Annotated in this window: 20 protein-coding genes; 2 read left to right on the top strand and 18 right to left on the bottom strand. The window is 71.7% G+C overall.

What is annotated here, in order from left to right; genetic code table 11:
* Positions 1 to 8 precede the first annotated feature (8 nt).
* Complete coding sequence (locus EDF33_RS13320; RefSeq protein ID WP_132100294.1) at positions 9 to 455, bottom strand: hypothetical protein; 447 nt, start codon at positions 453 to 455, stop codon at positions 9 to 11.
* 88 nt (positions 456 to 543) lie between these two features.
* Between EDF33_RS13320 and EDF33_RS13315 the strand changes: the two genes are divergently transcribed.
* Complete coding sequence (locus tag EDF33_RS13315; RefSeq protein WP_185094196.1) at positions 544 to 1,398, top strand: A/G-specific adenine glycosylase; 855 nt, start codon at positions 544 to 546, stop codon at positions 1,396 to 1,398.
* 72 nt (positions 1,399 to 1,470) lie between these two features.
* Here the strand turns inward: EDF33_RS13315 and rbfA are convergent, their stop codons facing one another.
* The 12 genes from rbfA to EDF33_RS13255 all read right to left on the bottom strand — a co-directional run bounded on the left by rbfA (position 1,471) and on the right by EDF33_RS13255 (position 16,039).
* Positions 1,471 to 1,929 carry a 30S ribosome-binding factor RbfA gene (gene rbfA / locus EDF33_RS13310; protein WP_132100293.1) on the bottom strand — a complete coding sequence of 153 codons (459 nt, stop codon included), beginning with the start codon at positions 1,927 to 1,929 and terminating at the stop codon, positions 1,471 to 1,473.
* A 111-nt stretch (positions 1,930 to 2,040) separates the two neighbouring features.
* Positions 2,041 to 4,893 (bottom strand): translation initiation factor IF-2, encoded by a 2,853-nt coding sequence (gene infB / locus EDF33_RS13305; protein WP_123339727.1) that lies wholly within the window; start codon positions 4,891 to 4,893, stop codon positions 2,041 to 2,043.
* Between the two features lie 73 nt (positions 4,894 to 4,966).
* Positions 4,967 to 5,278: a YlxR family protein gene (locus EDF33_RS13300; protein WP_111083891.1), complete on the bottom strand. Its 312-nt coding sequence runs from the start codon at positions 5,276 to 5,278 to the stop codon at positions 4,967 to 4,969.
* 66 nt (positions 5,279 to 5,344) lie between these two features.
* Positions 5,345 to 6,340 (bottom strand): transcription termination factor NusA, encoded by a 996-nt coding sequence (gene nusA / locus EDF33_RS13295; RefSeq protein ID WP_111083890.1) that lies wholly within the window; start codon positions 6,338 to 6,340, stop codon positions 5,345 to 5,347.
* Between the two features lie 174 nt (positions 6,341 to 6,514).
* Positions 6,515 to 8,266: a proline--tRNA ligase gene (locus EDF33_RS13290; protein ID WP_132100292.1), complete on the bottom strand. Its 1,752-nt coding sequence runs from the start codon at positions 8,264 to 8,266 to the stop codon at positions 6,515 to 6,517.
* Between the two features lie 393 nt (positions 8,267 to 8,659).
* Complete coding sequence (ispG, locus tag EDF33_RS13285) at positions 8,660 to 9,793, bottom strand: flavodoxin-dependent (E)-4-hydroxy-3-methylbut-2-enyl-diphosphate synthase (RefSeq protein ID WP_123938104.1); 1,134 nt, start codon at positions 9,791 to 9,793, stop codon at positions 8,660 to 8,662.
* A 74-nt stretch (positions 9,794 to 9,867) separates the two neighbouring features.
* Positions 9,868 to 10,440, bottom strand: coding sequence for a cysteine hydrolase (locus EDF33_RS13280; RefSeq protein ID WP_131920059.1), 573 nt, complete (start codon positions 10,438 to 10,440; stop codon positions 9,868 to 9,870).
* A gap of 20 nt (positions 10,441 to 10,460) precedes the next feature.
* The gene (locus EDF33_RS13275; RefSeq protein ID WP_132100291.1) at positions 10,461 to 11,933 is read right to left on the bottom strand and encodes a cytosine permease; all 1,473 of its coding nucleotides are present in this window, start codon (positions 11,931 to 11,933) and stop codon (positions 10,461 to 10,463) included.
* 24 nt (positions 11,934 to 11,957) lie between these two features.
* A complete protein-coding gene (locus EDF33_RS13270) occupies positions 11,958 to 13,292 on the bottom strand; it encodes a site-2 protease family protein (RefSeq protein ID WP_185094179.1) in 1,335 nt (444 codons plus the stop codon).
* A 174-nt stretch (positions 13,293 to 13,466) separates the two neighbouring features.
* Complete coding sequence (dxr, locus tag EDF33_RS13265; protein WP_132100290.1) at positions 13,467 to 14,549, bottom strand: 1-deoxy-D-xylulose-5-phosphate reductoisomerase; 1,083 nt, start codon at positions 14,547 to 14,549, stop codon at positions 13,467 to 13,469.
* 2 nt (positions 14,550 to 14,551) lie between these two features.
* Positions 14,552 to 15,523, bottom strand: a complete 972-nt coding sequence (locus EDF33_RS13260; RefSeq protein WP_132100289.1) for an FKBP-type peptidyl-prolyl cis-trans isomerase — start codon at positions 15,521 to 15,523, stop codon at positions 14,552 to 14,554.
* A gap of 6 nt (positions 15,524 to 15,529) precedes the next feature.
* Positions 15,530 to 16,039: an OsmC family protein gene (locus tag EDF33_RS13255; protein ID WP_132100288.1), complete on the bottom strand. Its 510-nt coding sequence runs from the start codon at positions 16,037 to 16,039 to the stop codon at positions 15,530 to 15,532.
* A 58-nt stretch (positions 16,040 to 16,097) separates the two neighbouring features.
* On the opposite strand from EDF33_RS13255, the gene EDF33_RS13250 reads away from it, so the two are divergent.
* Positions 16,098 to 17,090, top strand: coding sequence for an asparaginase (locus EDF33_RS13250; protein ID WP_132100287.1), 993 nt, complete (start codon positions 16,098 to 16,100; stop codon positions 17,088 to 17,090).
* 5 nt (positions 17,091 to 17,095) lie between these two features.
* On the opposite strand, the gene EDF33_RS13245 is transcribed toward EDF33_RS13250, so the two are convergent.
* From EDF33_RS13245 to EDF33_RS13225, 5 genes are all read right to left on the bottom strand, one after another.
* Positions 17,096 to 17,764, bottom strand: coding sequence for a hypothetical protein (locus tag EDF33_RS13245; RefSeq protein WP_132100286.1), 669 nt, complete (start codon positions 17,762 to 17,764; stop codon positions 17,096 to 17,098).
* A gap of 70 nt (positions 17,765 to 17,834) precedes the next feature.
* Complete coding sequence (locus tag EDF33_RS13240) at positions 17,835 to 19,706, bottom strand: FHA domain-containing protein (RefSeq protein ID WP_132100285.1); 1,872 nt, start codon at positions 19,704 to 19,706, stop codon at positions 17,835 to 17,837.
* A gap of 23 nt (positions 19,707 to 19,729) precedes the next feature.
* Entirely contained in the window at positions 19,730 to 22,189 is a 2,460-nt protein-coding gene (locus tag EDF33_RS13235; protein ID WP_132100284.1) for a transglutaminaseTgpA domain-containing protein, read from the bottom strand.
* A complete protein-coding gene (locus EDF33_RS13230) occupies positions 22,186 to 23,598 on the bottom strand; it encodes a DUF58 domain-containing protein (protein WP_132100283.1) in 1,413 nt (470 codons plus the stop codon). The genes EDF33_RS13235 and EDF33_RS13230 overlap by 4 nt, the downstream gene beginning before the upstream one ends.
* Positions 23,595 to 24,566, bottom strand: a complete 972-nt coding sequence (locus EDF33_RS13225; RefSeq protein WP_123294288.1) for a MoxR family ATPase — start codon at positions 24,564 to 24,566, stop codon at positions 23,595 to 23,597. Before EDF33_RS13225 ends, EDF33_RS13230 begins: the two co-directional genes overlap by 4 nt.
* Positions 24,567 to 24,627 lie beyond the last annotated feature (61 nt).

Below are 24,627 nucleotides of genomic sequence, written 5' to 3'. Positions count from 1 at the left end.
AGCGCCGGTCAGCAGGCGTCGTTCCACTCGCGACGAGGGTGCTCGGGATCGGTGACGTCGAGGACGGCGGAGGCGGCGATCTTGACGTCCGCCCGACGTTCGAGCCGGCCGGCTTCCTGCTCGACCCACAGCGACCAGCGCCAGAGCCCGCGGACCCCCGGGGCCAGCAGCCCGTGCCCGTGAACGACCAACACGCCGTCACCGGCGCCGGTGGTGCGGAACGGGGTGACCACTTCGTCGCGCAGCGTGTCGGGATCGGAGGACGGCGACGTCGCGGCCATCGCGGACACCCCGTGCTGCTCGAAGCCGGCCACCAGCGTGGCGGCGACGTGTTCGAGATCGGTGCCGTCCTGCCCGTCGATGCCGATCACGGTCCGGTTCGTGCCGACCTGCGCGATCACCTCAGCAGCGATCGCGGCCATCGTGTCGGTCTCTTCGGGTGCCCAGCGTGCCATGCGTCCACCGTAGGCTGTCGTGGTGAACGCGAGCAGGGCCTCCCAGCCGGATGTGGAGAACGCGAGCGTCCCCGACATCGCGACCCCGTTGACCACCTGGTTCCGACAGGAGGCCCGCGACCTGCCGTGGCGTCGCCCCGGCTTCCCCGCGTGGGGCACCCTGGTCAGCGAGATCATGCTGCAGCAGACGCAGGTCGCGCGCGTGATCCCCCGACTGGAGGCGTGGCTCACCCGGTGGCCGACGCCTGCGGACCTCGCGGCGTCGCCCCCGGCGGACGCGGTGCGTGCCTGGGACCGGCTCGGCTACCCGAGACGCGCGCTCGCGCTGCACGCGGCGGCCACGGTGATCGCCACCGAGCACGGCAACGTCGTCCCCCGGGACGTCGAGGCGCTGCTCGCGCTGCCGGGGATCGGCGACTACACGGCACGGGCCGTCGCCGTGTTCGCGTACGGCGACCGGCACCCGGTCGTCGACGTCAACGTGCGGCGGGTCCTGAAGCGCGCGCTCCTCGGCCAGGGCGAGCCCGGGCCGGCGAAGGCCAAGGACGACCTGCCCCTGATGGAGTCCGTGCTGCCGGCCGACCGCGACGACGCCGCTGCGACGAACGCGGCGGTGATGGAACTCGGTGCGCTCGTGTGCGTCGCCCGCTCCCCCGCGTGCGACGCGTGCCCGATCGCGGACCGCTGCGCCTGGCGTGCGGCCGGGTACCCCGAACACGACGGGCCACGCGCCCCGAAGCAGGCGAAGTTCGCCGGCAGCGACCGGCAGGTGCGCGGGCTGATCATGGCCGAGCTGCGCGCGAGCGACGTGCCGGTCACCCGGTCGGAGATCGAACCGGTCTGGCCGGACGCCGATCAGCGGGACCGAGCGCTCGCGTCGCTGCTGCGCGACGGACTGGCGGTCGGCGACGACGCCACCGGGTACCGGCTGCCGGACGCCTGACGTTTCCGCCGGGCACGACGCACGAGCGCCCCGCCGCACACGGTGCAGCGGGGCGCTCGGACGCTCGTCGGGCTACGCCCGCGCCACGTCCTGCTCGTCGTCGGACTCGTCGTCCTCGTCGTGCTTGTACGGGTCGGCGTCGCCGGCGAACGTCGCACCGACCGACGCAGCTCGCACCTGCTCGTCGCGCACCTGGGCCTGCACGAGCAGGTCCTCCATGTGCGCCGAGGTCTCCGGCAGTGCGTCGGCGATGAACTCCAGCGACGGGGTGAGCCGCGCCGTGATGTTCTTGCCGACCTCCGAGCGGAGCATGCCGGTCGCGGCCTTGAGCGCCGCGGCGGAGTCGGCGCGCTCCTCGTCGGTGCCGTACACGGTGTAGAAGACCGATGCGTGCTGCAGGTCTCCGGTCACGCGGACGTCGGTGATCGTCACGAACCCGAGACGCGGGTCGCGCAGACCCTTGTCGAGACGGCGTGCGACGACTTCCTTGATGCGGTCCGCCATCTTGCGTGCGCGCTGCGGATCGGCCATGGGTGCCTCCTGAGGCAGTGGCGGGACGTTTCCCGCCGGTGGTTCTGCGTGGAAAGGGGTCGGGCCCCGACCTCCCGCGAAGGGAGGCCGGGGCCCAGGGTAGTCACACGATCAGTCGCGCGGCTTCTCGACGAGCTCGGTGGTCTCGATCTCGTCACCGATCTGGAGATCGTTGAACTTGCCGAGACCGATACCGGCCTCGAAGTCCGTGCGGACCTCGGTGACGTCGTCCTTGAAGCGACGGAGCGACTCGATCGCCAGTCCGTCGGCCAGGACCACACCGTCACGGATGACGCGCGCCTTGGCGTTGCGCGTGATCGTGCCGGAGCGGACGATGACACCCGCGATGTTGCCGAACTTCGAGGAGCTGAAGACCTCGCGGATCTCGGCGACACCGGACTGGACCTCTTCGTACTCGGGCTTGAGCATGCCCTTGAGGGACTGCTCGATGTCGTCGAGTGCGTTGTAGATGACCGAGTAGAAGCGCACGTCGATGCCTTCGCGCGCCGCACGCTCGCGGGCCTTGACGTCCGGACGGACGTTGAAGCCGACCACGATGGCGTTGTCGATCGTGGCGAGGTCGATGTCCGACTCCGTGATCGCACCGACACCGCGGTGGAGGATGCGGAGCTGGACGCTGTCGTCGACCTCGATGTCCAGGAGCGACTGCTCGAGTGCCTCGACGGCACCGGAGACGTCACCCTTGATGATGAGGTTGAGCGAGTCGACCTTGCCCTCTTCGAGTGCACGCGTGAAGTCCTCGAGCGAGATGCGCTTGCGGGCCTTGGCCAGCTGGGCGTTGCGCTCGGCGGCTTCACGCTTCTCGGCGATCTGACGTGCCGTGCGGTCCTCTTCGGTGACGAGGAACGTGTCACCGGCGCGGGGCACCGAGGACAGACCCTGCACCTGGACCGGGCGGCTCGGCGTGGCGGCCTTGACCGCGACACCGTTCTCGTCGGTCATCGCACGGACGCGGCCGTAGGCCGTGCCCGCCACGATGGCGTCGCCGACGTGCAGCGTTCCGGACTGGATGAGGACGGTCGCCACCGCACCACGGCCCTTGTCGAGCCGTGCTTCGATCGCGACGCCGCGGGCGTCCTTGTCGGGGTTCGCACGCAGGTCGAGCCCGGCGTCAGCGGTGAGCAGCACGGCGTCCAGGAGGTCCTGGATGCCGATGTTCTGCCGAGCCGAGACGTCGACGAACATGACGTCTCCGCCGTACTCCTCCGCCACCAGGTTGTACTCGGTGAGCTGCTGGCGGACCTTGGCCGGGTTCGCGCCTTCCTTGTCGATCTTGTTCACCGCGACCACGATCGGCACGTTGGCCGACTGCGCGTGGTTCAGCGCCTCGATCGTCTGGGGCATGATGCCGTCGTCCGCCGCGACCACGAGGATCGCGATGTCGGTGACCTGCGCACCACGAGCACGCATGGCCGTGAAGGCCTCGTGACCCGGGGTGTCGATGAACGTGATCGGACGCTCGATGCCCTCGTGCTCGGTGACGATCTGGTACGCACCGATGTGCTGGGTGATGCCACCGGCTTCACCCTCGACGACCTTCGAGTTCCGGATCGCGTCGAGCAGTCGCGTCTTACCGTGGTCGACGTGACCCATGACGGTCACGACGGGGGGACGGACCTGCAGGACGGAGTCGTCCTCGTCGGCGTACTCGGCATCGATGTCGATGTCGAAGCCCTCGAGGAGCTCCTTGTCCTCGTCCTCGGGCGAGACGATCTGGATCTTGTAGCCCAGCTCGTCACCGAGGACCTCGAACGTCGCCTCGTCCAGCGACTCGGTCGCGGTCGCCATCTCACCGAGGTGGAACAGCACCGTGACCAGGTTGCCGGGCATGGCGTCGATCTTGTCCGCGAAGTCCGAGATGCTCGCACCACGACGGAGTCGGACGACCGTGTTGCCGTCGCCACGAGGGACCTGCACACCGCCGAGCGACGGGGCCTGACGCATCTCGTACTCGGCGCGCTTCGTCCGCTTCGACTTGCGGGCACGGCTCTTGCCGCCACCGCGACCGAACGCACCGGCGGTACCACCACCGGGGCCACGACCACGGCCACCGCCACCGGCGGGACGCGGGCCGCTGAAGGCCGGACGCGGGAAGCCGCCACCGGCACCGCCGCCGGCACCCGGACGGGCGCCACCGGGGCCGCCACGACCGCCACCCTGGCCCGGGCGCTGCCCGAAGCCGTTGGGACGGTTCGCCTGACCGGGTCCACCCGGACGCGGTGCACCCGGACGCGGGACGCCGGGACGCGGGGGCTGCGGACGCGGGATGCCCGCTCCACCGGCACCAGCGGCGGGGCGCTGGCCCATGCCCTGGTTCGAGGCGAAGGGGTTGTTGCCGGGGCGCGGCGGGCGCGAGCCCATGCCCTGGTTCGACGCGTAGGGGTTGTTGCCCGGACGTGCGCCGGGCTTCGGGCCACCGGGCTTCGGGCCGGCAGCGGCGGGCTTGGCACTCGAGCCAGGCTTCACCGCGTCGGTCTTCGGCTCGTCACCGGTCGAGTCGGCCGGCTGCGTGGCAGCCTGCTGCTCGGCGGCGGCCTTCTCGGCACGGGCCTTCTGTGCGGCCTCGGCCTCGGCCTGTCGCTGGGCGACGGACTTCGGTGCGGCCGGGGCCGGGACGTCCTCGGCAGCAGGTGCTGCCTGGACCTCGGGCTCCGGTGCGGGTGCCGGACGGACCGGGCCGGGGCGCGGGCCACCGGGCTTCGGCGCGCCGGACGCGGGCGTGCTGCTCTTGGCCGGCGTGCTCGGCGCGGGGGCCGAGGCTGCGGGCTTGGATGCCGGGACACCGTCCGCCTGCAGGGCGGCACGGAGCTTCCGGGCAACGGGGGGCTCGATGCTCGAGCTGGCACCCCGGACGAACTCGCCGAGCTCCTTGAGCTTCTCGAGTGCGGTCTTGCTGTCGACGCCGAGTTCGCTTGCGATCTCGTGTACGCGTGGTTTAGCCACTGTTCTCCTTCACGGGTCCCACCCCGTAAAGGGCAGGACTCAATGGATGACGGGTCTCATTTCGAGCCGCTCATCAGTTGTCCATAAGCCGTTCAGCCTGTTCTGTCATGTCCGGGCGCTCGGTCGACGCTCGTGAGAGGCCGACGATGTGGTCGAGCACCGCGGACGTGTCGGGATCGCGATCCAACCGGAGCGCACGGCGGAAAGCCCTGCGCTTGACGGCCAGATCGTAGGCATCGACGGTCGGTGTGAGCCATGCTCCCCGGCCCGGCATGACTGCCTTCGGATCCGCCACGACGCGGCCATCGCTCAGGGCGACGACTCGGAGGAGTGAGGATCGGGAAGCGCGACGACGACTGCCGATGCACGTTCTGACGGGAACCACTCTACTCCTTGCCTCGGACGTCCGCGATCCGGCGCGCCCTTCTGGGCACGCCGGCGGCGAAATCGCCTAGTCGTCGCCGTCCAGGATGGAGTCCGGCTGGATGTCGATCCGGGCCCCGGTGAGCTTGGCAGCCAGGCGGGCGTTCTGCCCTTCCTTGCCGATCGCGAGCGACAGCTGGTAGTCCGGCACGAGCGCGCGGACGGCCTTGGTCGACGCGTCGAGCACGAAGGCGCTGGTCACCTTGGCCGGCGACAGGGCACTCGCGACGAACGCCGACAGGTCCGGAGACCAGTCCACGATGTCGACCTTCTCGGCACCGAGCTCGTTGGTGACGGCACGGACGCGCGCGCCCAGCTCACCGATGCAGGCACCCTTCGCGTTGACGCCGGGCTCGTTCGCCTTGACCGCGATCTTCGTGCGGTGACCGGCTTCGCGCGCGAGCGACGTGATCTCGACGACGCCCGAGGCGATCTCCGGCACCTCGAGGGCGAAGAGCTTCCGGACCAGGCCCGGGTGCGTGCGCGACACCGTGATCTGCGGGCCCTTGTTGCCGCGGGCGACGCTCGTCACGTACACGCGGATGCGCGAACCGTGCGCGTAGGACTCGCCCGGCACCTGCTCTTCGGGCGGCAGGATCGCCTCGACCGTGCCGAGGTCGACCATCACCATGCGCGGATTCGGGCCCTGCTGGACCACACCGGCGACGATGTCGCCTTCCTTGCCGCGGAACTCGCCGAGGATCTTGTCGTCACCGATGTCGCGGAGGCGCTGGTTGATGACCTGCTTCGCCGCGAAGGCCGCGATGCGGCCGAAGTCGCTCGGCTGGTCGACGGCTTCACCGATGACGGTGCCCTCGTCGTCGAGCTCGGGGACGTAGACACTGACCTCGCCGGACTTGCGGTCGAGCTCGACACGCGACTGCGCGTGGGCCGGCTCGCCGTTCTCTTCGGCGTGCTTCTGGTAGGCGGTCAGGATGGCAGATTCGATGATCTGGACCAGTTCGTCGAACGGGATCTCCCGCTCGCGCTCCATGAGTCGCAGGACTGCGAGATCGATCTTCACCGAGGTGCCTCCGTATTCAGATGAGTCGCTCCTGCGGATGGAACCGTCGCAGAAGTCGGCCACAAGCGTACCGCACTGCGGCTCGCGGACCCGAGCCGAAACGGACGGGAGGCCCGTGGCGGCGTCGCCACGGGCCTCCCGTCCGTTGGGTGGTCGCGTCCAGGACGCGACCCGCTAGATCGCGCGGACCGCGTCGAGCAGCTCGGCGACCGGCACGTCGCGGCGTTCGCCGCTGGCACGGTTCCACAGCTCGACGACGCCGTCGGCGGCGCCGCGGCCGGCGACGACCACGATCGGCATGCCGAGCAGCTCGGCGTCGCGGAGCTTGACGCCGGGCGACACCTTCGGACGGTCGTCGTAGAGCACGTCGAACCGCTCGCCCTCGAGCTCGGCGACGATCGACGTCGCCAGCTCGTAGGCGACCTGGTCACGCCCGGTGGCGACGATGTGCACGTCGAACGGTGCGACGTTCTTCGGCCAGGCCAGGCCCTTGTCGTCGTTGTGCGCCTCGGCCAGGATCGCCAGGATGCGCGTCACGCCGATGCCGTACGAGCCCATCGTGACGGTCGCGAGCTTGCCGTTCTCGTCCTGCACCTTGAGGCCGAGGGCCTCGGCGTACTTGCGGCCGAGCTGGAAGACGTGCCCGATCTCCATGCCGCGGGCGGTCTCGAGCGGACCCGAGCCGTCGGGCGACGGGTCCCCCGCGCGGACGTCCGAGACCTCGGCGACACCGTCGGCCACGAAGTCACGGCCGGCGACCAGGCCGGAGACGTGCACGCCGCGCTCGTTGGCGCCGGTGACCCAGGCGGTGCCGTCGACCACGCGCGGGTCGACGAAGTACCGGATGCCCGTGGCGCTGTCGGCGCCGAGGACCTGCGGGCCGATGTAGCCCTTGACCAGGCCCTTGTGCTTCTTGAAGTCGTCGTCGCCTGCGGCTTCGACCTCGGCCGGAGCGAACGCCACCTCGGCGCGCTTCAGGTCGACGTCGCGGTCACCGGGGAGCCCGACGACGACGACCTCGCGCGTGCCGTCCAGGTGGGTGAGGGCGAGGACGACGTTCTTCAGCGTGTCCGCAGCGGTCCACGGCGCGCCGTCGCGCGGGGCGACCTCGTTCGCGTGGGCGACGAGCGTGTCGATCGTCGGGGTGTCCGACGACGGCAGGAGCGCCGCGTCGGGCTGGCCCTCGATCGGCAGCGACGCGGGCACGGGCGTGACGTAGGCCTCGACGTTCGCCGCGTAGCCGTTGGCGCTGCGGACGAAGGTGTCCTCGCCGACGGCGATCGGGTGCAGGAACTCCTCCGACTTGGAGCCGCCCATCGCGCCGGCGTCCGCCTTGACGATGACGTACTCGAGGCCGAGGCGGACGAAGATCTTCTCGTACGCGTCGCGCATGACCTGGTAGCTGCGCTCGAGGCCCTCGTCGGTGAGGTCGAACGAGTAGGCGTCCTTCATGGTGAACTCGCGACCGCGCAGCAGACCCGCGCGCGGGCGTGCTTCGTCGCGGTACTTGTCCTGGATCTGGAACAGCGTGACGGGGAGGTCCTTGTACGACGAGTACAGGTCCTTCACCAGCAGCGCGAACATCTCTTCGTGCGTGGGGGCGAGCAGGTAGTCGGAACCCTTGCGGTCCTGCAGGCGGAACATGCCGTCGCCGTACTCGGTCCAGCGGTTCGTCGCCTCGTACGGCTCGCGCGGCAGCAGCGCCGGCAGGAGCACTTCCTGCGCACCGGCAGCGACCATCTCGTCGCGGATGATCCCCTCGATCTTGGCGCGCACCCGGAGACCGAGCGGCAGCCAGGCGAAGATCCCCGGGGACTGGCGACGGACGTACCCGGCGCGGACGAGCAGCTTGTGGCTCGTCACCTCGGCGTCGGAGGGGTCGTCGCGGAGCGTACGGAGGAACAGATGCGAAAGCCGTGTGACCACGGGGCCAGCCTAGCGGCGTGCGCCGACGGCGCGGCACGGGAGGGGGCGCACCGTGCGAGGTTCGCCGCACGGTGCGAGGTCCGGGCGGGCGCGCACCATGCGAGGTTCGCCGCACGGTGCGGCGCAAGCGGCACCGTGCGGTGTCACAAGCGCGCACCGGACTGCTTTCCCGTCACGGGTTCGCGAAGTCCGCACGGTGCGGACGGGACGCCCGGTGCCAGGCCGCCACGGGCCTCCCGTCCGGCACGCCGCGACGCTCGTCGAGCGCGGACGCGCACCGTGCGAGGTTCGCCGATCGGTGCGGCCTCAGCCGCACCGTGCCGCCCGCTGACCCCGCACCGAGCCGTCAACCCGGCACACAGTGGCGGAATCCGCACCGTGCCGGAGCGCGCGCTACGGGGTGGTGATGACCTCGGGGGTGCCGAGCGCGGCCTCCGGCCCCATCTCGTCGGCGATGCGGTTCGCCTCGGCGATGAGGGTCTGCACGATCTCGTGCTCCGGCACCGTCTTGACGACCTTGCCCTTGACGAAGATCTGGCCCTTGCCGTTGCCCGACGCCACGCCGAGGTCGGCCTCGCGCGCCTCGCCCGGGCCGTTCACGACGCAGCCCATGACGGCGACGCGCAGGGGGACGGACATGCCCTCGAGCCCCTTGGTGACGTCGTTCGCCAGCTGGTAGACGTCGACCTGGGCCCGGCCGCAGCTCGGGCACGAGACGATCTCGAGCTTGCGTTCGCGCAGGTTGAGCGACTGCAGGATCTGCAGGCCGACCTTGACCTCTTGCGCGGGCGGCGCGGACAGGGACACGCGGATGGTGTCGCCGATTCCCTCGGCCAGCAGGATGCCGAACGCGGTGGCGCTCTTGATGGTGCCCTGGAACTCGGGGCCGGCCTCGGTCACACCGAGGTGCAGCGGCCAGTCGCCGGCGGCGGCGAGCTGGCGGTAGGCCTTGACCATGACGATCGGGTCGTTGTGCTTGACCGAGATCTTGAAGTCGTGGAAGTCGTGCTCCTCGAACAGGCTGGCTTCCCACACGGCGGACTCGACGAGCGCCTCGGGTGTGGCCTTGCCGTACTTCTGCAGCAGGCTCGGCTCGAGCGACCCGGCGTTGACGCCGATGCGGAGCGACACGCCTGCGGCCTTCGCCGCGGCGGCGATCGCACCGACCTGGTCGTCGAACTTGCGGATGTTGCCCGGGTTCACGCGGACCGCGGCACAGCCGGCGTCGATCGCCTGGAACACGTACTTCGGCTGGAAGTGGATGTCGGCGATGACCGGGATCTGCGACTTCTTCGCGATGATCGGCAGCGCGTCGGCGTCTTCCTGCGTCGGCACGGCGACCCGGACGATGTCGCAGCCCGAGGCCGTGAGCTCGGCGATCTGCTGCAGCGTCGCGTTGATGTTCGTCGTCGGGGTCGTGGTCATCGACTGGACGGACACCGGAGCATCGCCGCCCACGAGCACCTTGCCGACCCGGATCTGGCGCGACTTGCGTCGGGGGGCGAGGGTTTCGGGCGACTTGGGCATACCGAGGTTCACAGCGGGCACGTGAGCACTCTACGCGCTCGCTCCGAGCGTCCCGGCCCGGCCACACCGGACGCTCAGAGCCGGGTGGCGCTGTCCACCACGGTGATGAGCGGCGCGTACAGTCGCATCGCGTCGAGCGCCCGCTCGTGGTCCGCGTCGCTCGCCCCGGCGCAGGCGTCCGCGACGACCGTCACGGTCGCTCCGGCGTCCGCCGCCGCCAGGGCGGTCGACAGCACGCAGCAGTCGGTCGACACCCCCGTGAGCACCAGGTGCGGGTGGTCACCGACGACTGCCTGGAGGCCCGTCCCCCACTTGCCGAACGTCGGCTCGGTCACGACGGGGTCGTTGCGGTCCCCTGCCGCACTCGCGAAGGGCTCGGTCAGCGCGTACAGCGGGGCGGCGTCCGGCACGAGGGCGAAGGGCCACTCGCGGTAGTACGGCACCCAGGCGCCCTGCGGGCGCTGGGGCGCGACGAACCGGGTGAACACCGTGCGTCCGGTGAACCGGGGCAGCAGACGCTCGATGCCGACTCCGGCGTGGTCGTACCGCGGCGCCGCCCACGGGGACTCCCCCGTGAAGACCTGCTGCATGTCGATGACGACGAGCCAGGCGTCGTCGGGGACGCCCGTGGTCCCTGACGTGCTCACTGCTTCGCTCCCCGTTGCGCTCACCGCTGTGCTTCCTGGCGCCGGACGGAGCCCCGGGCGAACAGCAGGGTGCCGAGGAACCCGACGACGAGCGCGACCAGCACACCGAGGTTCGCGTAGGCCCAGGCGCCGTCGCGTCCGCCGAGGCCGAACGGCCCGAGCAGGTAGCCCTGCCACGACAGCCACGCCGGTGACGCCAGCGTGACGAGGCCCCATCCGAGCGCCGTGCCGACCGCGACCAGAGCGATCGCGCCCCACCGGACGTCGCCGTAGCGGCCGCGACGGTCGTCGAGCTCGCCTTCGGCGTAGGCCGTGCGCCGCAGCAGGACGTCGGCGACGAAGATGCCGGCCCAGGCGGCGATCGGGACGCCGAGGGTGATGAGGAACGCCTGGAACGGGCCGACGAAGTCCGTCGCGAAGAACGCGATGTAGATCGCACCCGCCACCATGAACACGCCGTCCACCCCGGCGGCGACCGGCCGTGGGATCTTCACGCCGACGCTCAGCAGCGCGAGGCCCGACGAGTAGATGTCGAGCACCGCGCCGCCGACGAGCCCGAGGATCGCGACGAGGGCGAACGGGATGAGGAACCACACCGGCAGGATCGTGGTGAGCGCGCCGATCGGGTCGGCACCGATCGCCGCGCTCAGGTCCGGCGAGGAACCGGCGAGCAGGACACCGAAGACCACGAGGATCGCCGGTGCGAGGGCACCGCCGAAGGTCGTCCACCCGACGACTCCCCCGGTCGACGCCGAGCGCGGCAGGTACCGCGAGTAGTCGGCAGCGGCGTTCACCCAGCCCAGCCCGAAGCCGGTCATCACGAGCACGAGCGCACCGATGAACTGCTGGGCACTGCCCGTCGGCATCGCGGCGATCGCGGCGAAGTCTATGGACGGCACCGCGAGCACCACGTAGACGACCGTGAGCACAGCGGTGATCACCGTGATCCAGGTCTGCAGGCGCATGATCACGTCGAAGCCCGCGACGCCGGCCCCGACCACGAGCGCGGCGACCACGACGAGGGCGACGACCTTCGTCAGCACCCCGCCGTCCCAGCCGAGCTCGGTGAACACCGTCGAGGTCGCGAGGACCGCCAGTGCGGCGAGGGCGGTCTCCCACCCGACGGTGAGGATCCAGCTGAGGAACGAGGGCACCCGGTTGCCGCGGACCCCGAAGGCCGCACGGCTCAGCACCATCGTCGGCGCCGACCCGCGTTTGCCGGCGATCGCGACGATGCCGCACAGCAGGAACGAGAACACCACCCCGATGACCGAGACGACGGTGGCCTGCCAGAACGAGATGCCGAACCCGACCACGAACGACCCGTAGGCGATGCCGAGGACGGAGATGTTCGCCGCGAACCACGGCCAGAAGAGTCCCCGCGGGGTGCCCTTGCGGTCGGACTCGGCGATGACGTCGAGGCCCTGCCGTTCAACGGTGCGGACCTCGGGCGCGGCGGTGGTGGGCCCGGAGTTCGTGGGCGCTGTGCTCATCCGCTGAGCGTAGCGCCGCAGCGACTACCCGAACAGGTTCACAGGCCGCACGATGTCGGCGTAGATCAGCAGCGCGCTCATCCCCGCCAGCAGCACCACGACGACCATCGTGAGCGGCATCGTCTTCGCCAGGTCGATGGGGCCCGGGTCCGCCTTGCCGACGAGTTTGAAGGACCGTCGCTTGATCGCCTCCCACAGGGCGCCGGCGATGTGCCCGCCGTCGAGCGGCAGCAGCGGCACCATGTTCAGCACGAACAGGCCGATGTTCAGCGAGGCCAGCAGCCCGAGGATCGTGTACGCCTTGTCGACCACCGGCACGCCGCTCATCGACGAGACCTCGCCGATCGCGCGGCCGACGCCGACGACCGACACGGGGCTGTCCTGCGACCGCTCCTGCGCGCCGAACGCCGCGTTCCAGACGGCGACCAGGCGCTGCGGCAGGTCGATGATGAGGTGCGCCGACGCGGCGATCTGCGCACCCGTCGCGGGCAGGACCTCGGCCGGCGACTGCCGCACGAGCGACTGCCCGATGCTGACGCCGACGACACCGACCCGCTGGGTCTTCGTCGTGCCGTCGTCGTTCGTGACGACCTTGCCCTCGGCGTCGTAGACGTCGCGGGTGGCGGTCGTCGGGGTGATCTCGAGCGTCTTCCGGGCACCGTCACGCTCGACGACGACCGTCACCTGCTCGCCGGCCGACTTCTGGAACACCTCGGAGACGCGCGCGATGGTCGGGTCCTGCTCACCGTTCACCGAGAGCACGACGTCGCCCGACGCGATGCCGGCCTGCTTCGCCGGCGACTCCGCATCGCCCGAGGTGCACTCGGTCGTCTGGCTTGTCGGCAGGACACAGTCGACGCTCGAGGTGAACGTCGTGGTCGGCGACCCGAAGCCACACAACAGCACGCCGAACAGGACGATCCCGATCACCAGGTTCATCGCGGGGCCAGCGACCATCACGATGATGCGCTTCCACGGGGTCAGCCGGTAGAACGCGCGGGAGTCGTCGCCGCCGGAGTCCGCGATCTGCTCCGCGCTGGCCTGGCGGGCGTCCTGCACGAACGCGCCGTACATGCCGGTGTTCGTGATCGCACTCGGGCGGCCGGAGGCACGCGGCTTGAGCATGCCGACCATCGAGATGTAGCCGCCGAGCAGGATCGGGCGGATGCCGTACTCGGTCTCACCCCGCTTGAACGACCACATGGCCTTGCCGAAGCCCAGCGAGTACTGCGTCACCTTGACGTTGAACAGCTTCGCGAAGGACAGGTGCCCCAGCTCGTGGAGTCCGATCGAGACCAGCAGGCCGATGATGAAGACGACCACGCCGAGGACGAAGAGCAGGACGGTTTCGACGGTCACCGGGAAAGGGTACGGGACGCTTGCCATGACGGAGCCGAGCGCCGTCTGAGAGGTGATCTGAGCCTCTCCCCACCGGCACGGCCGTCCCGCCGCTGGCGCGTCGCGCCGGAACCGGCGGTGTGGGCCCAGTCCGTCACGTGGTGACCATGCGACCGACGGGAGGCGCGGATCGCGTCAGCGGGTCAGCGCGCGGTCCGCCGCGGCGCGGGCCCAGAGCTCCGCAGCGAGCACGCCGTCGAGTGACGGCTCACCCGCGGTGTGCTCCTCGACGACGCGCTCGACCGTGTCGACGATGTCGAGGAACCCTATGGCGCCCGCGTGGAACGCGGCCACGGCCTGCTCGTTCGCCGCGTTGAAGACGGCCGGGAAGGTCCCGCCGAGCTCACCGACACGCTTCGCTAGGGCGACGGCGCCGAACGCGTCAGCGTCGAGCGGCTCGAAGGTCCAGGTGCTCGCCGTGGTCCAGTCGAGCGGCACACCGACCCCGGGCACGCGGCCCGGCCACGCCAGGCCGAGCGCGATCGGCAGACGCATGTCCGGCGGCGAGGCCTGCGCGATGGTGGAGCCGTCGACGAACTCGACCATCGAGTGCACGATCGACTGCGCGTGCACCGTGACCTCGATGCGGTCGTACGGCACGCCGAAGAGCAGGTGGGCCTCGATGACCTCGAGCCCCTTGTTGACGAGCGTGGCGGAGTTCGTCGTGACGACGACGCCCATGTCCCACGTGGGGTGCGCCAGCGCCTGCGCCGGGGTGACGTCGCGGAGCTGCTCGCGGGTGCGGCCGCGGAACGGACCGCCGCTCGCCGTGAGGACGAGCCGCTGCACCTCGGTGTCGGCACCGGAGCGGAGCGCCTGCGCGATCGCCGAGTGCTCACTGTCCACGGGGACGATCTGGCCCGGCGCTGCAGCCTGCTGCACCAGGGAACCGCCCACGATCAGGCTCTCCTTGTTGGCGAGCGCCAGGGTCGCACCGGTCTCGAGCACCGCGAGCGTCGGCCCGAGGCCGACCGACCCCGTGATGCCGTTCAGGACGACGTCGGCCTCGACGCTGCGGACGAGCCGCTCGGAGGCCTGCGCCCCGAACGCCGTGTCGCGCACGCCGAACCGGGCGGCCTGCTCGGCGACCAGGGTGCGGTTGCTGCCGGCGGTCAGTCCGACGACCTCGAACCGGTCGGGGTTGCGGGCGACGACGTCGAGCGCCTGCGTGCCGATCGAGCCGGTGCTGCCGAGGACGACGATGCGGCGCCGGGCCACGGTCAGCCCTTCGCGAGGATGTCGACCACGAAGACGAGCGTGGCGTTCTTCGGGATGCCCGAACCCTCCTGCGGGTTCGCGCCGTAGGCGTCCTCCGGCGTGGCGACGATCAGCACCTGGGAGCCGACCTTCTGGCCGACGAGCCCCGTGACGAAGCCCTTGATGAGTGCGCTCTCGGAGACCGTGAAGGTCGTCGGGGCGCCCTTCGACCACGAGGAGTCGAACTCCTTGCCGGTGCTGTAGACGACGCCCTCGTACTGCACGAGGGCGGTGTCGCCGTCGGCGATGGACGCGCCGTCGCCCTGCTTGAGGACCTCGACGGTCGTCTTGGTCGGGGCCTTCACACCGTCGGGGATCGTGATCTCCGGCTCGCCGGACGCCTTGTCCTTGACCGTCGGCAGGCCGGGGTCCTGGTCCTGCGGGGTGCCGCTCGCCTTGGTGGGGGTCTGCGCGACGACGTCCGCGACCACGACGATCTCGCCGCCGGTGTTGAAGCCGAGTGCCGCGGACTGACCGACCGCTGCCAACCGGTCGCCGACCTTCGAGCAGGCGAGGAGGGCACCGAAGCCCGAGCCGCCGACGGACAGGACCTGCGGGTTGCCCTCGTCGAAACCGACCGTGCCGAGCTTCTTGGCGTCCTTCGCCTCGTAGACCGTGTACGACACCTGGGCGTAGTCGCCCTCGTCCAACGACGCGCCCTTGCCCGAGACGAGCTTCGTGGCCTGCGGGGTCTTGGCCGACAGGCCCGCCGCGAACTTGACGGTCGGGGCCTTCGCGCCCCCGAACGAGCCGGTCGCCCGGATCGAGTCAGAGGCCTTGCCGGGGTCCGGGCAGGACGTGATCGCCGAGGCGGTCGCACTGGCGGTCGGGGTCGGCGAGGCCGTGGACCCGTCCGAACCGGAGCCGGAGCATGCGGCGAGTCCCAGCACGACGGCGGGGACGAGGGCGATCGGGAGCAGGCGCAGACGCTTCACGGGACCCTAGTCTGCCCCACCTGCTGAAGAGTCCCCTGCCAATGTCGCAGCACGGACGACGGTCTGGGCCTCGTGGTGCACCGGGAACGACACCGACCGGGCGATGAAGCAGAGCTGGTTCGCCGTGGCGTGCGCGGCTTCGGCATCGGCCACCCGGTCTGCCTCGAGGATCGTCACGACCGGGTGCAGCGTCGCACCGGTGAGCTCGCCCGAGCCGTCGCGGTTCAGGTTCAGCGACGCAGTGGCCGTGTCGCGGTAGTCGACGACGGTGAAGCCCTGGGTCACCGCGACGTGCAGGTAGCTGAGCATGTGGCACTGGGCCAACGCGGCGACGACGAGTTCCTCCGGGTTCCAGCGGTCGCGGTCACCGCGGAACGTGGGGTCGGCCGAGCCGACCACGTCGGGCTTGCCGACCGCCGAGACGACGTGGTCGCGCCCGTAGTCGCGGTAGCCGGACGTGCCGGTGCCGCGGTCTCCCGTCCAGCTGACGGAGACCTCGTAGGTGTGGTCCTGCACGGGTGCTGCCCCTTCGTCGGCGTCACTGGCGGTCGTCCGCCCTGGCTAGCATGGCGGCATGACGGTGAGCCACGAAGTCCGCACTGATCGCCATCCTCTCACCGCCGACGGGTCGGTCGAACTCGCGGTCCTCGACCGGTCGGGGTTCGACGAGAGCCGGCACATCGGCGCCGGGGTCGTGGTCGACTCCTCGGGTGCCGTCGTCGACTCGGTCGGCGACGTCACCGCCAGCATCTACCCGCGCTCGACGATGAAGCCGTTCCAGGCCCTCGCCGTCCGCGGCGCCGGTGCCCGGTTCTCCGACGAGGAACTCGTCCTCACCACCGCGAGCCACGCCGGTACCGTCGCACACCAGGCCCTCGCGCTGCACATGCTCGAGTCGTTCGACCACGTCGAGGCCGACCTCGGGTGCCCGCCGGACATGCCCTTCGACCGAGCGACCGGCCGGACGATGGACGGCCCCCGGCGCCTGGCGATGAACTGCTCGGGCAAACACGCCGGCATGCTCGCCGCCTGCCGCGTCAACGGGTGGGACGAGGCGACGTACCTGGACATCGAGCACCCGATGCAGCAGCGGGTCCGCTCGGTGGTCGAGGAGTACACGCACGAGACGGTCGACCTGGTCGGCACCGACGGCTGCGGCGCCCCCGTCTTCCCGCTCACGCTGACCGGACTGGCACGCGGGTTCGCCGGCGTCGTCGCCCGGGCCGACGACGACTCCACGGCGCTGACCGACGCCGTCCTGGCGCACCCGTGGGCGATCGACGGGGTCGGTCGGGCCAACACCGTCACGATCGAGCGGCTGCAGGTCCTGGCGAAGCTCGGGGCCGAGGGCGTCATGGTGATGGGGCTGCCCGGTGGGGCCGCGGTCGCGGTGAAGGTGCTGGACGGGTCACAGCGCGCGGGCACCCTCGCAGCGCTGACCCTGCTGCAGCGGAACGGGCTGGTGGGCGCCGACGGCGTGGCCGATGTCCTGGCGGCGACGGGTGAACAGGTGCTCGGCGGTGGTGTGCCGGTCGGCGCGGTCCGGGTCGGCTCCGGCCTGCGCTGAGGCCGTCACCCGACGAGCTCCGGCAGTACCGGGAGCACCGGTCTGAGCGTGACACCACGTCGGTCGGGTGGGCGACGGACGGTGCAGCCGTAGCGGGTGACCTCCACCGCGGCGTCCCACAGCCCTGGCATCGCTCCGAGTCCCGGGACGAGCACGACCGTGCCGCTCGGGCGTCCGGAGCGGTCGAGGCGAGCGAGCACCGCCGTGCCGTCGGGCAGCGTCGTACCGTCGGGCAGCGCCGGGTCGTCGCCAGTTTGGGTTCCGATTCTGCCGGCTGTGCGGAGGTCGTCCCACGGATCGGCGGTGGCGCGGAGCTGTTCGGCGATCGCCCGGAACACCGCGGCGGCGAGTGCCCCGGTGCCGACGACCACGACGTGACCGGTCGTGTCGGTCTCCCACGGCACACCGTCCGAGCCGTGGCCGAGCAGGAGCCGTCCTGGTGCGCTCGGACAGTGGGACTCGATCGCCGCTGCGGAGTAGTCGCCGGACAGCGACTCCGGTTCGCGGCGTCCGCCTGCGCCGGACCGGTGCAGCAGGACGTCGAGCACCGCGCAGCACCCGGCGGCTGCGAACACCACCGCACGGGAAGCGCCGTCGAGGGGCGCGAACACCCCGGCGAGGACGAGCACGACGGCGGTCCCGACCAGGACGCACCGAGCAGCGAACGGGGTCATGCCTCCATCGCAGCAGGACGGCGGCGTCTCCGGGGCGCCGACGACCGATCTGTGGAGAAGTCCGGCAGCGCTACTGCACGAGGAAGAACTGCTCGCCGATGTCCACCCGAGCCCCGCGCTCCACGCGGTACCGACGGCCGGGCTCGCAGCGACGGATCGAACCGTCGATGTGGCGGACGACGGTGCCGTTGCCGGAGAACCGGTCGGACACCCACAGGTCGTCACCGTCGCGGCCGAGCTCGAGGTGGGTCTTCGACACCGACTTGCCCGGGTCGTGGACGGTCAGCAGGTCGTCGTAGCGCTCCCCCGGCTGCGGACGAGGCAGACGACCGAGCAGGCCCGTGCCGTGCACCCCGAACCGCTCGCCCGTGCTGAAGTGCAGCAGGAACGGCGCGCGCGTCGGGGTCTTCGAGACGATGCGGGTCTCGTCGACGTCCTCGTCGAGCTCGTCGGCGTCCGCACTGGCCTCGGGACGGTCCGACGGCGGGAGCGGGAGCTCGGGTGCCGTCGCCCCGGGGAGCGGAGGCAGCGGCGCGGCGAGCGGGGCCTGCGCCGGCGGGACCCAGGACCGTTCGGAGTCCTGCGGTTCTCCGTGCGGTGCCGCGTCCCCGGGCTCGGTCGGCTCGGTCACCGGCGCCGCGTGTGCGCCGCGGGGACGGCCACCCGGGCGCGAGGCCTCGCTGTCCGGCAGGGCCGACTCGTCGTCGGCGGCGGTCTCGTCGGCCACGTCCTCGTCGGACCCGGTCTCGCCGGACCCGGTCTCGTCGCTCGAGGCCTGATCGTCCGCAGGCGCATCGACCGGGATCTCGTCGTCCGGCGCGTCGGTCGACGACGACCCGCCGGCTCCGGCCGACTCCACGCCGGAGTGCTCGGTCGCCCAGTCCGGACGCGCCATCGGCAACGGTACGACCGGTCCGGTGAACGCGGCGGTCACGGCGGGGCGGACTGCTCCGCACTCGCCGCAGAAGATGTCGTCGGGCTCGAGGCGGTTGCCGCAGACGTGGCAGATGGTCGTGGCGTGCATGCCCGGCGTCACGAGCGGCGCGGGCCGCGGCGGTCGGCGGTCGATCAGGGGCTCGACGACGGCGGTGTCCCCCGGCTGCGGCGGCGAGACGACGGGCACGGCTGCGGTCGGTTGTCCGAGCGCACCGTCCTGCACGGGCTCGCCGGAGCGGGTGGAAGTCGTGTCGTCAGCACCGTCGGTGTCGGCGTGCACGGCTGCGTCGTCCGTCGCGTGCGGGGACGCCGCGGTGTCGTCTGGCGTGTCGTGGGACGTGTCACGGGGCGTGTCGTCAGCGACGGTCGGTGCACTCGGGACCGGCGGCACGACGGGAGCCGGATCAGCTCCGGCATCGGTTGTGGCGCCGCGACCGACCCACCAGGACGGGCCTGCCGGAGCCGCGGACGGGGCCGGAGCGACCGGCGGCGCCCACACGGGTGCCGGCGCCTCGTCAGCGGCCGGCGGGGTCACGGGACGGTCCTCGACGGGAGCCAACCGGGTCCGCTCGGGGTCGTCGGCGAGGGCGTCGGCGGGCTCGGAGCGGTAGGCGTCCGGGTCCAGTGGCGGTTCGTCCTGGGCGGGGACGGCGTCGGGCTGCGCGGCCGCGTTCGACCAGTCGCCGAGGCCGGAGCCCGCTCCGTGCACGTGCGACGGTGCCTCGCGCGGGGCGAGGTCGTCGGGGCGTTGCACGGGCACCGCGGTCGGGGGTTCGGTGCTGCGGCGGTCGGCACCGGTCAGCCAGGCGCGGGTGGCGGGGTCGAGGGTCGACTCGGGCAACCACGCGTCGGCCGCAGGGTCGGAGCGACGTCCGTGGGAGTCGGGCTGCTGCAGGGGCGGTGGCGGCGCCTGCTCGACGGGGGTCGGAGCGACCGGCCGGCGGCTCGCTCCGGCGGTCACCGCGCGTCCGCACTCACCGCAGAAGATCGCCCCCTCCGGGAGCATCGATCCACAGTGTTCGCATCTGATCACGGTCTGCCTCTGTCCTCACTCGGCCGTCCACGACGCTCGTCAGGCCTCCGGCCATCGTAGTCACCGCGTCTCGCCGAGCCCTGACCGGTGGTGGCGCGCGGCCGTTCGGGTCCCCGCAGGGACCGGAGCGACACGGCGGTGCGGAACCGCTCACGGCGGGTCCGACCGGCGCGCAGGGTCCCCACCGCATCGTCCGTCGCCGACCACATCCGGTCGGCGGCGGCCTGGTCGACGTCGCTCGGTCCGAACACCGCCCGGTCGGCGAGGGCGGCCAGTCCGGTCCCGCCCTCACCCGGAGCGCCGGTCACGGTCTCGCGTCGTGTGGCCGATCCGGCCACGTCGTGCCCACGGTCGAGGAGCGCATCGCGGTACTCGTCCCAGGCCCCGACGATGCGACCGCGCGGCGTCGGAGCACGACGGCGCCGTCGGCGGCGGACCCGCTTCAGCAGGACGATCACCCCGAACGGCAGGAGCACGAGGGCGATCAGCCCCAGTGCACCGAGCACCCACGGCAGCGCTGCGAGCAGGATCTGCAACCACAGCGGCTGCACGGGCGGCGTGTTCCGGTCGCTCTGCGGCGGCGCCTGCTGGTCCTGGTCCTGCTGGTCGACGGGAGGCGGCGGCACGACGGTCTCGGGACGGGTCACCGGCTGCGGCGTCTGCTGCTGCTCGTTCGGGATCTCGCGGACACTCGGGTTGGGGTTGAGCATCACCCACCCCCACTGCGCGGTGTCGACCTCGATGCGCGCGGTGACGTCCGAGCCGCGGAACGTCGTGGTGCCGCCGCTCGCCGACGCCCCGCCGGACCCCGAGTCGCCGCCTGCGGTGAAGCCCATGACCACCCGTGCCGGGAACCCGAGCTCGTCGGCCATCAGCGCTGCTGCGGCGGCGTACTGCTCCTGGTCGCCGATCATCAGCGGCGACGTCAGGAGCTCCTGGATGCGGTCGGCGCCGTGCCCCGAACGGCTCATCCGGTCGTCACCGACGCCGTGGCTGACGTACCCGTTGCGCTTGAGCGCCTGGATCACCGCGACGAGCTTCGCACCAGAAGTCGCATCGGCGTCGGTCGTCGCCTCGACCGTCTCGCGGACGGCGTCCGGCACGTCGCGCGCCGTCGGGACCGCGGCACTGCCCGGGCGGGCGGCCGCGAGCTGCTCGTCCGTCGGCTGGTCGGGGACCACGGCGGTCAGGTCGTAGGAAGTGCCTTCGCGGACACCGCCGACCACGGCGCCCGTCTGCGTCGAGCCGTTGTAGAAGAAGGAACCGCGCTCGTCGTCGGCGTCGGTCCCGGTGAAGTCGACGCGCTCCAGGTCCCCCACCGTCGGCAGCCAGACCCCGCTGTAGCCGTCGACGGTCACCCCGACGCGCACCGTGGTGCCGTCCACGCCACGGACGTCGACCGACGTCGGCACGCGCTCGAACGTGCCCGACGACGAGGAGCCGTCCGACCCGCCGACGCGGTAGACCACGCCGTCGTAGGTGTCGAGCGTCGCGATGCGCACGAACCCGTTCTCCGGCAGTCCGGTGACCCGGAGCTGTGCGGTGTCCGCCGCGCTCTGTTCCTCGTACGCGCGGAAGCCGCTCAGCGGGCTGACGTAGTCGCGGGGGTCGAACGGCTTCACGACGTCCGTGCGGGCGACGGTGCGCTCGTTGGCCGGTGGCGCGACCAGCCCGAGACCCGTGGCGACGACGGCCGCCGCGACGATCGTCCCCGTGCCGACGAGCGCGGGGCGCACGACGGACCGAGCGATCGGCACCGGCGACCCGATCGTGGTCGCCACGGCGACCGCGCGACGTGCGTGCCGCACCGTCAGCGCCCACACGAGCGCGACGGCGACGAGCACGACGGCCGTCACGATCGACGTGTCCAGCCGGCTCGGTCCGACGACCACCCCGATCGCGAACAGCACCAGTGCCGGGATGCTCGCGAGTTCCTGCCTGGAGGCACGGGTCGCCACGCTCACGGCCGTCACCGTGGCGGCGAGGAGCGTCACGAAGTACGGCACGAGGAGCGCCTCGTACGAGCCGACCGGCAGGCTGATGGTCACCAGCTGCTTCCACCCCAGCGCGACGCCGGCGAACAGCGCGAGCAGGCCCGGGCCCGTCGGCAGGACCCCGTTGGCCTGACCGGGCACGGCGGCGGGTACACCGGCGAGCGTGAACGCCGCCACCGTCGCGATCGCCACCACGACCAGCGGCAGCCGCAGGACCGCGCCGACGAGGGCGACGAGGGTGCCGAACGCGATCGCGGTCACCGCCGCGACGATCATCGAGTCGTCGCGGTAGACCGGCCACCACGACACACTCGCGATCGCGAGCAGGAGCCACACGACGAGGGTCCCGCCGGCCAGACGGAACGGCACGAGCCGCCGGGCATCGCGTCGATCGGAACGCCGGGTCGACCGACGGGCACGCTCCGCGGGCGGCGTCGGCGTGGCCACCGGAGGGGCGCTCACGCGGCGGCCGATCGGTGCAGGGCGTGCCGGAGGTCGTCCAGGTAGCCGATGGTCATCACGGTCAGGCCCGCGACCCGCAGGAACCGTGGCTGTGCTTCGGGCTCGCAGATCACCGCGACGACCTCGACCCCGACGGGGAAGCGCGTCGCCGCGAGCCGGAGCGCCGGCAGTCCGATCGTCGAACCGACGACCAGGAACGCCACCGAGATGCCCTCGGTGTCGCTGCCGACGATCCGGGAGACCTCGGCGATGGGCAGGCAGGCCTCGGCGAGTCCGACCGAGGCGAAGTCGTCGAGCAGGCGCGTCGGGGTGACCGTCGGCAGGGTCCGCACCGCGTAGACGGCACGCTTCGCGAACTCCGGGGTGCGTTCCGACACCACGACCGAGACCTCTCGGCCGTCGCGGATCGCACGGGCACCGAGCGAGGCCGCAGCGCTCACCGCGAGCTCGAACTCCTCGTCGTCCCCGAACTCCGACCGGGCGATGCCGAGTGCCACGACCAGGTGCGAGCGGCGCGTGTCCTCGAACTGGCGCACCATCAGCGCGCCCGACTTCGCCGTCGACTTCCAGTGGATGGTGCGGGGGTCGTCACCCGGCATGTACTCGCGGATGGCGTGGAACGCGATGTCGGCCGGCGACAGGTCGGTGGTCGCCTGCCCCTCGAGGTCGCGCACCAGCCCGGTGCTCGTCGACGGGATCGCGATCGTGCGCGGGTGCACGATGACCTGTTCGCGTGCGGTCCAGACGACCTCGCGGCGGACGAGACCGACGGGGTCGGCGCGGACACCGGTGACCGGCCCCACGTCGAGCACGCCGCGGCGCACGGTCGGCACGGGCACCAGCTGCTCGAACGTGCCGTGCGCGCCGATCGCCGGGATCGCGACGTCGACGAGACCCGGGCCGACCGGCACCTCGACCGTCGTCGGCACCGAGGGCAGACGTGTCGGATTCTCCGCCGTGACCACCACACCGGCCTCGTCGCCGACCGCCACACGGTGCTGCGGCAGGCGCATCCGGATCACCAGCCGCGTGCGGCCGATGAGCGCGATGGCGGCGACGACGACGAGCACCGCTCCCGCGAACCCGACGACGACGATCTCGCGCAGGCCGAACCGGTAGCCGGCCACGAACGCGACGAGCGTGAGGGCCGCGACCGTCCACCCGAGCCCGGTGACGACGGAGGAGACCTCGCCCCAGGAACGCTTGACGAGCCTCCAGGCCGTTGCCCAGACCCGGACGATCCCGACGACCGCATCCGCTGCAACGCCGTCGCGGTCACCGACGATCCGTGAGCGGACGTTGGTCAGGCCGGCGACCGTCCCCGTGCGCTCGTACGCCGTCGTCCCGCGACGCGACCGCGTCGAGGACGGACGGCGTGAGCGCGTGGAGACGGGCCGGCGGTCCGTCACGTCGTGACTCGGTCGGCCGGCGGCGGCGTCTCCACCAGCAGCTGCGCGATGACGCTCGGCGCACTGACACCGTCGAACTCCGCCTCGGCGTCGAGCACCAGGCGGTGCGCGAGCACCGGGACGGCGAGGGCCTTGACGTCGTCCGGCGTGACGTAGTGGCGGCCGCTCAGCGCCGCGAGCACGCGTGCCGAACGGATGAGGCCCATCGCGCCGCGGACGCTGACGCCCAGGCGGACCTCGCTGGCCGAACGTGTCGCGTCGACCAACCGTGCGACGTAGTCGGCGATCACGGCGTCGACGTGCACCGTGCGGGCCAGCGCGGCCATCTCAGTGATCGTCGCCGCGGGCACGACACTCGCGAGCGGAACCGATGCCGACGGAGCCGACGAGGTCTCGAGGATCTTCACGGTGGCGGCGTGGTCGGGGTAGCCGATCGAGGTCTTCATGAGGAACCGGTCGAGCTGCGCCTCGGGCAGACGGTACGTGCCGGCCTGCTCGATGGGGTTCTGCGTCGCGATGACCATGAACGGAGCCGCCAGACGGTGGTTCACGCCGTCGACCGTGATCGCCGACTCCTCCATCGCCTCGAGCAGGGCCGACTGCGTCTTCGGGCTCGCACGGTTGATCTCGTCGGCGAGCACGATGTTCGCGAAGACCGGGCCGCGGTGGAAGTCGAACTCCTGCGTGCGCTGGTCGTAGACACTGATGCCGGTGATGTCGCCGGGCAGCAGGTCGGGGGTGAACTGGATGCGGTTCGTCGTCCCCTGCACGCTCTGCGCCATCGCCCGCGCCAGGCTCGTCTTGCCCGTGCCGGGGACGTCCTCGAGAAGCAGGTGGCCCTCGCTGAGCATCGCCGTCACCGCGAGGCGGATCACGAACGTCTTCCCGAGGAGCACCTGCTCGACGTTGGTCACGATGCGGCCTGCGACGTCGGCGAACCAGGTGGCCTGCTCCGGGGTCATGCTCATGCGGGGTCGTTCCTCGTTCTCGGGGATGGCGGTAGGTGCAGCGTACGGTCAGCGGGCAGCG

This window comes from Curtobacterium sp. PhB146 (assembly GCF_004342995.1).
In the GTDB taxonomy this organism is placed as follows: Bacteria; Actinomycetota; Actinomycetes; order Actinomycetales; family Microbacteriaceae; genus Curtobacterium.
The sequence above is the reverse complement of the archived record's forward strand: the minus strand, read 5'-3'. Positions and strand labels throughout refer to the sequence as shown.

Excerpts from the sequence above, each read along its gene's own strand:
- EDF33_RS13320 (WP_132100294.1), bottom strand. The coding sequence starts at position 455 with ATGGCACGCTGGGCACCCGAAGAGACCGACACGATGGCCGCGATCGCT.
- rbfA (WP_132100293.1), bottom strand. The coding sequence starts at position 1,929 with ATGGCCGATCCGCAGCGCGCACGCAAGATGGCGGACCGCATCAAGGAA.
- ispG (WP_123938104.1), bottom strand. The coding sequence starts at position 9,793 with ATGCCCAAGTCGCCCGAAACCCTCGCCCCCCGACGCAAGTCGCGCCAG.
- EDF33_RS13275 (WP_132100291.1), bottom strand. The coding sequence starts at position 11,933 with ATGAGCACAGCGCCCACGAACTCCGGGCCCACCACCGCCGCGCCCGAG.
- EDF33_RS13250 (WP_132100287.1), top strand. The coding sequence starts at position 16,098 with ATGACGGTGAGCCACGAAGTCCGCACTGATCGCCATCCTCTCACCGCC.
- EDF33_RS13245 (WP_132100286.1), bottom strand. The coding sequence starts at position 17,764 with ATGACCCCGTTCGCTGCTCGGTGCGTCCTGGTCGGGACCGCCGTCGTG.
- EDF33_RS13240 (WP_132100285.1), bottom strand. The coding sequence starts at position 19,706 with ATGCTCCCGGAGGGGGCGATCTTCTGCGGTGAGTGCGGACGCGCGGTG.
- EDF33_RS13225 (WP_123294288.1), bottom strand. The coding sequence starts at position 24,566 with ATGAGCATGACCCCGGAGCAGGCCACCTGGTTCGCCGACGTCGCAGGC.